Annotated in this window: 11 protein-coding genes and 3 pseudogenes; 4 read left to right on the forward strand and 10 right to left on the reverse strand. The window is 68.7% G+C overall.

All coding sequences use genetic code 11. From position 1 onward, the window contains the following. Window positions 1-231 precede the first annotated feature (231 nt). The 5 genes and pseudogenes from ACFYX0_RS44210 to ACFYX0_RS44230 form a co-directional block, all read right to left on the reverse strand. A pseudogene (locus ACFYX0_RS44210) lies at window positions 232-685 on the reverse strand (TIGR03618 family F420-dependent PPOX class oxidoreductase); the annotation flags it as partial. 132 nt (window positions 686-817) lie between these two features. Further along, entirely contained in the window at window positions 818-1,336 is a 519-nt protein-coding gene (locus ACFYX0_RS44215; RefSeq protein ID WP_388980590.1) for a GNAT family N-acetyltransferase, read from the reverse strand. Continuing rightward, window positions 1,333-1,527, reverse strand: a complete 195-nt coding sequence (locus tag ACFYX0_RS44220; protein WP_388980592.1) for a hypothetical protein — start codon at window positions 1,525-1,527, stop codon at window positions 1,333-1,335. The genes ACFYX0_RS44215 and ACFYX0_RS44220 overlap by 4 nt, the downstream gene beginning before the upstream one ends. A gap of 399 nt (window positions 1,528-1,926) precedes the next feature. Then, a pseudogene (locus ACFYX0_RS44225) lies at window positions 1,927-2,714 on the reverse strand (helix-turn-helix domain-containing protein); the annotation flags it as partial. A gap of 44 nt (window positions 2,715-2,758) precedes the next feature. After that, window positions 2,759-4,473: pseudogene (locus ACFYX0_RS44230) on the reverse strand (HelD family protein). 357 nt (window positions 4,474-4,830) lie between these two features. Here ACFYX0_RS44230 and ACFYX0_RS44235 point away from each other — a divergent pair. Continuing rightward, window positions 4,831-5,610, forward strand: a complete 780-nt coding sequence (locus tag ACFYX0_RS44235; protein WP_388980595.1) for an SDR family NAD(P)-dependent oxidoreductase — start codon at window positions 4,831-4,833, stop codon at window positions 5,608-5,610. Window positions 5,611-5,764: 154 nt separating this feature from the next. Here the strand turns inward: ACFYX0_RS44235 and map are convergent, their stop codons facing one another. Continuing rightward, complete coding sequence (gene map, locus ACFYX0_RS44240) at window positions 5,765-6,532, reverse strand: type I methionyl aminopeptidase (protein WP_388980596.1); 768 nt, start codon at window positions 6,530-6,532, stop codon at window positions 5,765-5,767. Window positions 6,533-6,591: 59 nt separating this feature from the next. Between map and ACFYX0_RS44245 the strand changes: the two genes are divergently transcribed. Next, window positions 6,592-6,867, forward strand: coding sequence for a helix-turn-helix transcriptional regulator (locus ACFYX0_RS44245; RefSeq protein ID WP_355914048.1), 276 nt, complete (start codon window positions 6,592-6,594; stop codon window positions 6,865-6,867). Between the two features lie 552 nt (window positions 6,868-7,419). Then, entirely contained in the window at window positions 7,420-7,797 is a 378-nt protein-coding gene (locus tag ACFYX0_RS44250; RefSeq protein WP_355914051.1) for a DUF805 domain-containing protein, read from the forward strand. 301 nt (window positions 7,798-8,098) lie between these two features. On the opposite strand, the gene ACFYX0_RS44255 is transcribed toward ACFYX0_RS44250, so the two are convergent. Further along, complete coding sequence (locus ACFYX0_RS44255) at window positions 8,099-9,019, reverse strand: MFS transporter (RefSeq protein WP_388980598.1); 921 nt, start codon at window positions 9,017-9,019, stop codon at window positions 8,099-8,101. Between the two features lie 127 nt (window positions 9,020-9,146). On the opposite strand from ACFYX0_RS44255, the gene ACFYX0_RS44260 reads away from it, so the two are divergent. After that, complete coding sequence (locus tag ACFYX0_RS44260) at window positions 9,147-9,632, forward strand: hemerythrin domain-containing protein (protein WP_355914060.1); 486 nt, start codon at window positions 9,147-9,149, stop codon at window positions 9,630-9,632. Window positions 9,633-9,698: 66 nt separating this feature from the next. On the opposite strand, the gene ACFYX0_RS44265 is transcribed toward ACFYX0_RS44260, so the two are convergent. The 3 genes from ACFYX0_RS44265 to ACFYX0_RS44275 form a co-directional block, all read right to left on the reverse strand. Continuing rightward, window positions 9,699-10,418, reverse strand: coding sequence for a hypothetical protein (locus tag ACFYX0_RS44265; protein ID WP_388980601.1), 720 nt, complete (start codon window positions 10,416-10,418; stop codon window positions 9,699-9,701). A 98-nt stretch (window positions 10,419-10,516) separates the two neighbouring features. After that, on the reverse strand, window positions 10,517-11,305 hold the full coding sequence (locus ACFYX0_RS44270) for an enoyl-CoA hydratase/isomerase family protein (RefSeq protein ID WP_388980604.1): 789 nt from the start codon (window positions 11,303-11,305) through the stop codon (window positions 10,517-10,519). Window positions 11,306-11,358: 53 nt separating this feature from the next. Next, a complete protein-coding gene (locus ACFYX0_RS44275) occupies window positions 11,359-12,252 on the reverse strand; it encodes an alpha/beta fold hydrolase (RefSeq protein WP_311697927.1) in 894 nt (297 codons plus the stop codon). Window positions 12,253-12,343 lie beyond the last annotated feature (91 nt).

A 12,343-nucleotide genomic window follows, 5' to 3' on the forward strand; every position in this document is an offset into this window, starting at 1 on the left:
CATGGACGATCAACCCAGCCACCGCATAGACCGAGGGGCCACCCGGCCCACGGCCGGGCAGCCCCTCAGCAAGATCTTCATGAGTCTTCTAGGCCCTGTCGTCAAACTCCCGCCTGCCCCGCGACGCCATGCACGCTCCCCCACGCTCGGCTTCGCTCGAGCGGGAGGGGCCCCCACGCCGTCGCAGAGCCCGCCCTCCGGGCGGACGGCGGGAGTTTGACGACAGGACCCGCCCTCGATGTCGAGTGCCGTTCCGTACAGTCGTTTCACCTTCAGCCGGATGACCACTCGGCGCTCGGCGACCAGTTGCTCCAGGAACGCGGCCTCATCCTCCGGCTTCGCGGCCTGCGGGTTCATCTCGAGGAGTTCCCGACCCACCGCGTCGCCCGGACCGTCGTGATCTCGGAGACCTCGGCCTCGCCTTCGGCGACGGCGAACGACCAAACGTCGCCGCCCTGCGCATGAAGTGCGGCACGCGGGTCGCGCCGCAGGTGCCCGACCTTGATGCGATCGGCCGTCGTCGAGAACCGCGCAATGCGAGCCTCGGAGTCCCAGCTTTAGAGCATGGTGGTCAGGTGGGGTGGCCACTGCGCTTGACGGTGGCGAGCGTGCCGAACTGCTGCTTGCCGAGGAGGTCGGAGAGGGCTTCGTCCGACAGTGGGCGAGGCGCCGGTCGTTGAGTCATGATCGGATCAACGCCCATGGCTGCCCGGCTATTCACGGGGCGCGGGCCAGGCGGCAGCTGATCGATGGCATACGGTTCCGGGTCCGCACCGGCGTCCCCTGGAACATCACCGTGGGCTGCAGCGTAAAACCGCTATCGGCCGATGCTCCGGCTCCATCGGGCCTCGCCTTCGTGCCACTCATCGGTGGGCGTGAGCCCGGCGGCGGTGGCGACGGCGGCCGATGCCTGATGCTCCGGGTGGATGTGGGCGATCACGGTCTGCACCCGCTGCCGGCTGAGCCATTCCACCAGCCCTCGGGCGGCTTCGGTGGCGATGCCTCTTCCTTGCCACGCAGTACCCACCACCCAGGCGATCTCAGCGACGGGGTCATGACTGGAGGGAGTGATCGTCGCCTGGACGGTGCCCGTGAGGCAGGCTTCGTCTCGGACACGGATCACCCAGTTCAGCCAGGAGACGGTCGGATCGGGAGAGCCTGCGGTCATGCGCTGGTAGCGCGAGCGCAGGGCTTCCAGCGTGTCCGGAGTTCCGCCGATGAAGGTGTGCAGAGCCGGATCGGACAGCACCGTGGCCATCTCCTCGGCGTGCTCGACGAGAAGCGGCAGCAGGTCCAGCCGCGCCGTGCTCATGGCGTGGGCCGTGAATGCGCTCATACCGCGACCACCGCGGGGCGTTCGATGAGGTGGTCCAGTTCGAAGCGGGCTCCGGCGCGGGCCAGGGCGACGAGGTGGGGTGCGGTCACGGCGCGCATTCCCCACGTCGCATCAGAGACCAGCGCGATCACGACGCAGATCGGGCCCAGCAGCAGCAACTGCGCCTGTGAGCTTCCCGCGTATTCGATCACGGGGCCACGATACCGACACCGCACAGCGGCGTACGGCGTCGGCGGTGGGTTCGGCGGAGAGCGTCATCAGTTCGGCAACGGAGAGCGGTCGCCCTCGTCATCGCTTCCCGTACGCCCGCGCCGAGCCACCGGCGGACCTCGCTCCTGCTCAGCAGAAGCGGGAGACGGGCCCGTCGGGCAAGGTGGATCTGGGTAAGCCGAGCCGCAAGCGGCGGATCCCTCGCTCGGTTGATCTCCCCCCGGGCGGTTCGTGCCCGGCGCTGCCGCCATGGGCTGGGCGCGCCCTCTAGGTATGGTGTCGCAGGACGTTGGCTCCACGAAGTCCTCGTTGGTCAGCTGCTGTGGGACGGAGTCGGTCGGTTCCGGCGACCGGTCGAAGATGACGCGGTAGTCGCTGCCGGACGTCCGGCGGATCGGCGGTTTCCCGCCCAGCGCGGCGTGCGACCGCTCATGGTTGTAGTAGTCGAGGAAGTCCGCGAGCGCCGCCCTGCGTTGGTGCTCGGACGTGTAATCGCGGACGCATGCCCAATCCCGGGTAAGCATGCCGTTATAGCGTTCGACCTTTCCGTCAGGGCTTCGGTGCGGGCGAGCCGAGCGTGGTCGTCGAGCGCGGAGTGCAGGTAGGTGTAGCCGACCTTCCCGGTACCCGGACCAGTGCGTTTTGGAGGAGCGGGCGGCGTCGGTGCCTACGCCGTGCATGCGCCAGCCGCCGCCCTGGGGGGATGCGTCCTCTCCTTGATGTCGACGTGGACCAGGTCACCGACCCGGTCGTGCTCGTAGCGGATGATCTCCCGCAGTTGCTCGCCGCTCGGTGGACCAGATCCCGCAGCCGGTTGAGTCCTCGCCGTACCAGGATTCGGTGGACGGTTGCCGGTACGAGCCTGACGCCGTGCAGCCGCTGAAGTTTGCCGGCAAGGCGGACAGGCCCGTGCTCTGTTTGCCGCCGCAGCACCTCCACCAAGTCCGCAACGTCACCGGCACTGCGGGCCGGGCTGGTGGCGGGCCGGGAGGAGCGGTCGAGCAGGCCGTTCTCGCCGTACGCGCGCCAGCGCGTACCACTTGGCCAGGCACCGGCGGGAGATCCCGGCCTCCGCGGCGACATGCGCGATCGGACGCCCGGCGTCCACGCGCGCACACAGTCGGCGACGCGCTTCCGGCGTCAGTGGGGCATTGGGGTGCCCCGCCATATCAGCCCTCCATCCAGGCAGCTCTCGGTGTCCGCCGGAGAGGGTCATGAGGCGCGCTGTGACACAGGGTGGACGGCGATCGTGCACAGCCTCTTGGTAGCGCGGGTGAGGGCGACATAGAGGTCCCGCTCGCCGCTGGGGCGGGCGGCGGCGATCTCCTCCGGGCCGACGACGACGCTCGCGTCGAACTCCAGGTCATCGATCTGGCCGGACAACGGCGCAGCACCATCCGCCACTGCCGGGCGGTCAGCTCCTGGGCCTCGTCGATGACGACGTGCCCGAAGGTACGCTCCGGCGGCCCGTCCACCAGGTTTGCCGCCTCGTCCAACAGCGGGGCATCGGCGTCGGTCCACGGATCGTCAGGAGAACGCAGTAGCCGGGAACGTTCGTCGTCGGTGAGCGACGACAGATGCGCGGTCATCGTGCGAGCGTCCGTCAGCAGATCCCTGACGACCTCTTCGGGCGCCATCCGTGGCCACAGAACCTCCACCGCGCGGTCCACGTCGGCGTCGCCGTTGAGGTTTGCACGGAGAGCGTCCGCGTCGAACATCTCGGCCGGGTCCGCGGCCGGCGCGTCGTCGACGTCGAAGCCGAGAGCACGCAGGTCGGCCAGGGCCGCGGCATCGAGGTCCAGGCCGGTGTTCTCGGCGGTCTCGGCGTCGATGTGCTCGAGGGCCTCGACGGTGCGACGCTCCAGCGAGCTTGTGGCTGTGCTGATCAGGTGGTCCTTGAACACCTCCCGCGCGCGGTTGTGCCCAAGGCCGCTCGTTGCCGCGGCCTCCCGCGCCGCCGCGATGTCCTCGCTCTTCAGGCGAACCCATTCCTACCCCACGCGCACCGCGAAGCCGTGGTCCAGTGGTGCCTGCCGGGAACGCACCAGGTGCGCCAATGCCTCAGCCAGCGCCGCGTCTCCCTTGAGCAGGGCGATGTCCGACGGTTCCACGGTCTCGGGCGCCATCCCGGTCAGGTCCGCGCATGTGGCCAGGACCACGTCGTTCTCCCCGAGTGAGGGGAGCACGTGGGAGATGTAGTCGAGGAACCGCGCGTTCGGCCCGAGCACCAGGACACCACGCTCGGCGGTCCGCGCGAAGGCGTACAGCACGTAAGCCGCTCGGTGCAGGGCAACGACGGTCTTTCCTGTGCCAGGTCCGCCCTGCACCACCGTGACCCCCTGGTGAGGGGAGCGGACGATCGCGTCCTGCTCCGCTTGCAGCGTCGCCACCGCCGCGCGCATTCGCCCCGTGCGCTGTGCCTCCAGCGCCTTCGTCAGCGGAGTGTCGCCGACGACATCGCCAACTGCGGGTGCAGCTCCGTCCAGTAGCTCGTCGTTCACCGCCTGGACCGCGCGGTGAACGAGGCGCAGGTGCCGGCGGCGGCGCAGTCCCATCGGGTGGACGGCCGTCGCCGCGTAGAAGGGGCGAGCCGCTTGCGCTCGCCAGTCGACGAGCAGCGGCAGGTCCCGGTCATCCACACGTAGGCCGAGCCGTCCGATGTGCAGGACGGTTCCGTCCGCGCCATCGATCCGGCCGAACACCAGCCCTTCCTCGGCGCCCTCCAGTCGGCGAAGTTGCCGCGACAGACGCACTGCGGCCACATCGCGCGCGTACACCGCGCCCGCGCTGTCGGCCGACGACCTCAGCACGTCCGCCAGCTCGACCCGTACATCCGCCATCTGCTCATCGAGCAGCCCGTACGTGGCGGACACGCGGGCCTGCTCCACCTCGACCTGCCCTGCGGCACCCTCATCGAACTGCGGCAACTGCAGCCTTCCTCTCGACTGGGCCCTCCACTATGCAGTCGAATTTCCTTGAAAGTAAGGCTTGACTCACTTGTCCGAGTCGGCCGCCAGGCGCATTTCGCCGTTCCGTCTCGTGCCGTTGATCACGCTGGGTCTTCGCTCCCCGTGCAGGGTGACCTTCCTGCACTGTCGGGTCGAGGAGCCGATCGGGCTGGATTCCAGGCCGAAGAGAACCGAGCGGAGGCCCCCCGATGCCTCGCCGCCCTGGCCCAGGCACCTTGCGCCGCTTCAGCCCCTCCCAATCACCGTCCGTCGGCACGCCGCCCTCGCCGCTGAAGCGGCACCAACCTCATGCGACGACACAGCTAGGGTGCGGACATGACCTCGCAGAGCTACCTCTCCGAACTGTTCTCGCTGGCCGGCCAGGTCGCCGTGGTGACGGGCGGCAGCTCCGGTATCGGCCGGGCCGTCGCCGGGGCTCTCGCGCGAGCGGGGGCGAGCGTGGTGATCGTGGCGCGCAAGGAGGCGGAACTGGCCGCCACGGTCGACGAGCTGACGACGGACGGCTGTCGCGCTGCCTGGGTGAGCGCCGACCTGAGCACCCGCGCCGGGGTGCACACGGCGGCGGAGCAGGCCGCCGCCGTGTTCGGTGAGCCCGACATTCTCGTCAACAGCGCGGGGATCAACCTGCGGCCCCCGATGGGTGAGTTGAGCGAGGACGTATGGGACGCCACGATGGCGGTGAACCTGGAGGCGCCCTACTTGTTGGGCCGGCGATTCGGGCCCGGCATGGCCGAGCGGGGCTTCGGCCGGATCATCCACATCACCTCCCAGAAGGCGCACCGGGCGTTCGTCCGGAGCGGCGCCTACGGGGTCTCCAAGGGGGCGCTGGAGTCGCTGGCTCGCTCGCAGGCCGAGGCGTGGTCGCCGCACGGTGTCACCTGCAACACGCTGGTACCCGGCTTCGTCATGACCCCGCTCAATGCGCGGTTGTCGTCAGACCCGGAGAAGGTGGCCGCGCTGGCCGCGCGCACGATGGTCGGGCGCAACGGCCTGGCCGAGGACTTCGCCGGGGCGGCGGTGTTCCTGGCCAGCCGTGCCTCTGGCTACGTCACGGGGCAGGCGATCTTCGTCGACGGCGGGTTCTCAGTCCACTGAGCCCCCTCCCCCGATATCCCTCCACTGATATCTCCACTGAGTTCAGCCCGCTGCGATCAATCCGCCAAGATCGGTCCGCTGAGATCAGTCCGCCAAGATCGGTCCGCTGAGAACCCATCGTCTCGCGGGTTCTCACCAGCTGCTCGGCGCACAATCAGGGCAGCGTGAGAATGCGAGGGCCCTCATCGGTGATGGCGACCGTGTGCTCGATGTGAGCGGCCCGGCTGCCGTCGGTGGTACGCAGGGTCCATCCGTCGGGATCGGTGCTGTAAGTGTCTTGTCCGCCGGCCATGAGCATGGGTTCGATGGCGAGGACCAGGCCGTGGCGAAGGGGAAATCCGCGGCCGGGGCGGCCCCGGTTGGGGACGGGGGGATCCTCGTGCATACGGCGGCCGATACCGTGCCCACCGAAGTCGGTCGGCATTCCGCAGCGGGCCTTGCGGGCGACGGTGCCGATGGCGTGCGAGATGTCGCCCATGCGGTTGCCCACCTGGGCGGCGGCGATACCGGCGTCGAGAGCCTGCTGGGTGGCGTCGATCAGGTCGAGATCGGCGGGGCGCGGCGTTCCGACGGTGAAGGTGGTGGCCGCGTCGCCGGTCCAGCCGTCGAGCTCGGCACCACAGTCGATGCTCACGAGATCGGAGTCCCGCAGGCGATAGTCGGTAGGGATGCCGTGCACCACGGCGTCGTTGACCGAGGCGCAGATCACGGCGGGGAAGGGGACCGGGGCAAAGGACGGGCGGTATCCGAGGAAGGGTGAGCGGGCCCCGGCCTTGGCCAGAACGGTGCGGGCCGCCTCGTCGAGCTCCTTCAGGGACACCCCCACGCCTGCCGCTTCCCGGGCCGCGGCCAGAGCCTGGGCCACCACCCGTCCGGCTTCCCGCATCGCGTCCAGCGCGGCATCGGTCTTGATCTCCACCATGTGCTGCGACTCCCTACCTCAAGACACCCAATACTTATACCGGTATTAGTATCACGGTCATGGTGAGGACTCCACTGACTCCGTGGGAACGAGAACGCGGCGAGCGCTTCGGCGCACTGCTGCGCCAGGCACGCGGCGACCGGAGCATGACGGAGGTGGCCGCCGCGGCGGGGGTCTCGGCGGAGACGCTGCGCAAGATCGAGACAGGCAGGGCGCCGACTCCGGCCTTCTTCACTGTCGCGGCTCTCGCCGCCGCGCTGCACGTGTCGCTGGACGAACTGGCGGCCGCGTGCGCACACGATCCGGACTGGCAAGAGCCACCACTCACGGCATGAGACACAAGGCCGGCACTCGGCTTCGCCTGGTGCCGGCAGGCGGTGAGCCCGGAAGCCGCGCCCCCCGGCGGAGCCGGCACGTGGACGACGCCGTCAGCATGCCGGCCCGCCGGATCGCGCGACTGCACTCAACGTAGCCGAACGCGCACGTTGGGAAGGGGAGTTGAGTCACCCAGGCCGACCCTGTTCGAGATCACCTGGCCCGGTACTTCGCAGGTTGTCGAATCGATCGGGTCGAGTTGACAACGGAACGGGATAGTTCCGGCCTCGAATCGGCCACTGACCAGCATCGGTACGTGTTCGGTTCGGCAACGGAAGCAACTCAAGTGCGGGAACGGGCGTTGGTCGTCCGACGAACTACTCGCGATCACCGGTGAATCTGTCCGGAATTCAGCCAACCGGTACGGGTGTGACGCGGCCGCGGACCGCGTCCGCCGCGTCGATGGAGAGCGCACGCGCTGAATTGACCAGTTCTCGTCAGCACCCTTACGTTCTGCGCCTGACTTGATCCATTCCGGATCGTCCAACCGCCGAGCCCTGGGGGGACACACAATGAGCTGGTTCATCGAGGCCCTGAAGAAGTACGCGGTGTTCAGCGGGCGTGCGCGCCGCAAGGAGTACTGGAACTTCGTGCTGTTCGTCGCGATCATCTACGTCGTGCTGATCGCCATCGGTGTCGGTGCCAAGGTGACGGCCGTCCTGGCTCTCGCAGGCGTCTTCTACCTCGCGATCCTGATCCCCAGCCTGGCCGTCGGCGTCCGGCGACTGCACGACACGGGCCGCTCCGGTTGGTGGCTCCTGTTCGGGATCGTCCCGCTCGTCGGCCCCATCACCCTGCTGGTCTTCACGGTTTCGGACAGCCAGCCGGGCGTGAACCAGTACGGCCCGAACCCCAAGGAGACGAACCCGGTTCCGGGATACGCCGCCTGATCACTGCGCTCCGAGGCCGTCCGGTTCCATGACCGGGCGGCCTCTTCGCGTTCTGAACGGCGAAGCGGGTTGGTATGCGCCCGGCGGGACGGCCTACGAACGAACGGCGCCCCGCACCGCAGTTCCAGGCGACGCGTCCCGATCACATGGCCGGCGCTTCTACGACGGGTTCAAGGTGCGCAGGCCGGGAATGCCGCTCATGCAGTTGCGCCCACCGGACAGCGACGGGTGCGGCCAGGCCCGTCAGTACGAACAGCGTTCCTACCACATACCAGCCAGGGCCGACCCAGGTGATGCAGACTCAGATGAGCAGCCCTGGCCCGAGAGCCTCGGCCAGTCCGGCACCCAGGCCGAACACGCCCAGATACTGGCCGGTGGCGTGCCGTGGGGCCAGGGCGAAGGGCACCTCGAAGCCGGCAGCCGGGTGCCACAACTCGCCGACCGTGTGGATCACCACTGCGGTGATGAGCAGCGCCGTGGCAGCCCACGCCGTTGTCCCCGTGGACAGCGAGATCATCGAGCACGAGACGAGAAAGGCCACGCCTGCCCGACGGTAGGCGTGGCCACCGGCTGCGGGGGAATCGATGCCGCGGCCCACTCGCACCTGAAATGCGACGACGATGACCGTGCCGGTGAGCATGGTGCCCGAGATGAGCCGGTGCGGGGCGCTGGGGGCGCCGACCAGCCAGAGCGGGATGGCCACGGTGAGCACCTTGAACTGGATGGCCATGATGCCGTCGAGGACGGTGAGCAGCAGGTACGGGCGGTCCCGCAGGGCGGTCCATCGAGGGCCGCCCATGGTGGGGACGGGGGTGACCGGCGGAAGACGGACCAGGAGCGCCGCGGAGACCACGAAGGCGATCGCATTGCCGATGACCATGAGTTGGTACGCGTCGAGGGTGCCCACCTGAACAACCCATCCTGCTCCTACGGCACCGAGCGAAATGCCCACGTTGGTCACCGCACGAAGATGGGCCCGGAACTCCTGCGGCCGGTCCTGTCGGCCAGATGACCCACCGCGACACCCAGGGCCAGCGCAACCAGACCGGCGATGCCGAGTCCGAGCCCCACTTGGTGGGCTGGCAGGTGAACCGCCTGCGTGAAGTACAGCACTCCAGCGGTCAGGTAGAGGCCGCTGCCGACGGTGTGGACGGAGTTCGAGGCCGCGAGGACGCGTTACTGTCCGGTATTTGGCATCAGGCGGGGCATGACCGGGCTCCACGTCGCAGGCGAACTATCCAACCGTGGTTGCCGTGGTGCGGCGTCGCATGATCGGATGGCGGCAGCATCGCGTGCCGGTGACGGACTGCGTCAGGCATGGAGGTGCGGAATCGAAGGGGCCGCGAACCGTGGCATCCCACGACGGTGACCGTGTGGTCGCCTTGAGCTTGCAGCTCTCACAAGCACATCAAGAACTGCGTCGCCAGATCAACGAGATCAGGACAGATCTCGGACGCCAGCGGTCGAGCGACGAGACGCTTCTCCCTCATTGCCTGGCCTTCTGTTCCGCGTTGACGGCGCACCACCGCGGCGAGGACGACGGTATGTTCACGCAACTGCTGCGCGAACGGCCCGATCTAGCGGCGACGGTCGCGAATCTTCGCGAGGATCACCGAATGATCGCGTCCGTCCTGGCCCGGGTGCGCGAACTCGCTGACATGGCTGCCGAATCGCGCGGCCGAGTGCAGGAGGCGATCGCGCGTGAGCTCGAGGGACTGGCCGCGATCATGGAATCTCACTTCCGCTATGAAGAGCGGGCGATCAGCGAGGCGCTCGACGGCGGCATACCCGACACCGGCTGGTCCCCTCAGGTATTCCGGTTCGATACGACGTGAAGTGACACATCGGCGGCCCTCCTCAGGGAGAGCCGCTCGTGTCCGTAGGCACGTCGGCCCGTTCAGTCAGTGAAAGCGGATATTGCTGAGGTCGATCGAGACCATGACCTGGTCCAGACGGGGGCGCCCGTCGGCGCTACGACGGTAGGCCCGGCGTCTGGTGGGCACCATGATGCCGTCGGCCTCGGCATAGTCGCCGACGTACTGCGTGGCGGCGAATCCACCGGCCACGTCCACGTGGTAGTCGTGCCGGCGCAGCAGCCCGTCGGAGTCGAAATAGAACTCCTGGTCGTCACTGTGGCTGGCGATCTCGGGTGGGAAGGCGGCGCGCACTCCTCGCCAGACCTCGCCTCCTTCCCGCCACGCTTCGATCTCGGTGACCGTGAAGCCGGGCATGGTCAGCAGGAACGGCGTGGTGAGGTAGGTCCACAGCGCATAGCCGTTGAAGTAGGCGCGGTCCAGCGCGTCCCAGGGGGACTCCAGAACGTGGCCGTCGAACGACGTCCGTGGATCCAGGCGTTCGGCCACGACTGGCCCGTCGAGCTTCTCGATTCTCACGCGTCCGGGCGTGAAATCGGTCTTCTGGTCGTGGGCGCCGAAGGGCCTCACCGAGGCCCACTCCTCGTGCAGCCGTACGGTCATCTCCCGTGGCGCGGGATCCTGCGGCACGCCCTTGATGGTGAACAGATCGCCGCCGCTGACGATGGTGGCGTGCCCCTCGGTCAGTCCCCGCCAGCGCGCCATCCCGCCGTGGCCCTGGATGACCTGTGCGAGCAGTTCGTTCATTCCTGTCTCCTTGAGTGTCTCCGCGGTGAGTGTCACGCCGGGGTGAGACGTGAGGTGCGGACACGCGGGCCCGGCGAAGATACGGGGGTCGAGGTGCGTCAGTGGCCCTTGAAGTCTATGGCGGGGCGGGGCAGTCCTGCCTTGAAGGCCTTGACCGCCGAGGCCAGACCCGCCTTGACGTCGTCGGTCTCGAAGAGCGGCATGGCGATGTCGAACATCGCCTCGTCCGCCGCGGCGACTCCACCGACGGCCCAGGCGCGCAGCAGGGCCTTGTGCGCGGCGTACGCACGGGTGGGGCCCTTGGCCACCTTGCGGGCGAAAGCCGTGGCCTCTGCCAGCAGGGTGTCGTCGGCGATGACACGGTTCACGACGCCGGCGTCGGCCATGACCGAGGCTGGTACCTGCTCGGAGGTGAGTGCCCACTCCGAGGCACGCGCCCGCCCGGCGCGTTCGGCCACTCGGTAGATGCCGCCGAGCAACGTCACGATGCCGAGGGTCTGTTCGGGGTGGCCGAAGCGGGCCGTCTCGGCGGCGAAGATGACGTCGGCGCGCAGGGCGAGTTCCAGACCGCCGCCGAAGCACAGGCCGTGAACAGCGGCGATGACCGGCAGAGGCAGCCGCTCGAGCTGGTTGAAGACCTGCATGTAGCGCTCGAAGAGGCTCCGCAGCTCGCGTACGTCGGCGTCCGGCCAGTCGACGATGTCACCGCCGAAGCTGAAGTCGGGCCCCTCGGCGCGTACCAGGACGGCGCGGGCACCGCTGCGGCCGATGGCCTCCAGGGCCTCGGCGAGCTCGGTGGCCATCTGCGGATCTATACGATTTTGTGGCGGGTTTCCCAGGACCAGCGTGGCGAGTCCGTCGTCGATGGAGTAGGTCAGGTGAGGCATGCTTCTTCCTCCGCTCCTTGCTTCAGTTCTTCTTTCGGTCTTCGGTTCTTCCGTCAGGCGAGGTGCTCACGGAACCAGGCGAGAGCGGCGGCGCTCGACTTGTCGAACTGGGCGGTGTAGGGGTCGAAGTGGCCACCCGGGATGAGCTGCAGCCGCTTGGGTTCCAGGGCTTGTTCGTAGGCGGCCAGGGCCAGATCGGTCACGGTGACCGTGTCGTCCCGGGCGACGATCATGAGCAGCGGGGTGGGGGACACTCGGGTGATCCAGGTCCCGGGCTCGTACATGCGGGCGGCACGGGTGGAGCGGACGGTGACGTGGTTGTCCCAGACGCCGTCGGGCTTGGGCTGGAGGTAGAAGTCGATGGCCTCCTGGGACCGGTAGGAGGCGGGTACGGCCGGATCGCTGCTGACGATGGCCTGGGTGCGCGGGGCCTCACCCCGGAACCGTGCGCGCTCGTCCTCGTTGAAGGCCTCTTCGAGTGCGGCCACGGCGTCGGGGGCGATGCGGCGCAGGCCCTGCTGGTAGCCGCTGATGGTGGGGACCTGGGAGACCACGGCCCGCAGTCGGCGGTCGGTGGCGCCCAGCACGAGGGCGTGACCGCCGGCGTAGCTGCTGCCCCACAGGCCGATCCGGCCGGGGTCGACCTCGGGGCGACTCTCCAGGTAGGAAATGGCCCGTCGCCAGTCGGTGATCTGCTGCCAGGGGTCGACGTCCTGGCGCGGCAGGCCCTCACTGGCGCCGAAGGTGCGGTGGTCGTGCACCAGGACGACGAACCCGTCCTCTGCGAATGCGCGTGCGAAGGGCTCGAGGCCGTGGTCCCGGACGCCCGCGTAGCCATGGGCCATCGTGACCGCCGGGTGCGGGCCCGGGCCGTCCGGCAGGAACAGCCAGCCACGCAGCGTGACTCCGCCGTCGGCCTCGAACTCGACATCCTTGCGCTCAACCATCCCTGATCTTGCGTGGGTATCCCCGGCTTCAGCCGGGGAGGGAAACGCATCCTCGGACCGGAGGCGCGCAGCGCCGGAGTTCGCTGCGTCT

The sequence above is a fragment of the Streptomyces sp. NPDC002573 genome (genome assembly GCF_042889625.1).
Taxonomy (GTDB): Bacteria; Actinomycetota; Actinomycetes; order Streptomycetales; family Streptomycetaceae; genus Streptomyces; species Streptomyces gibsoniae.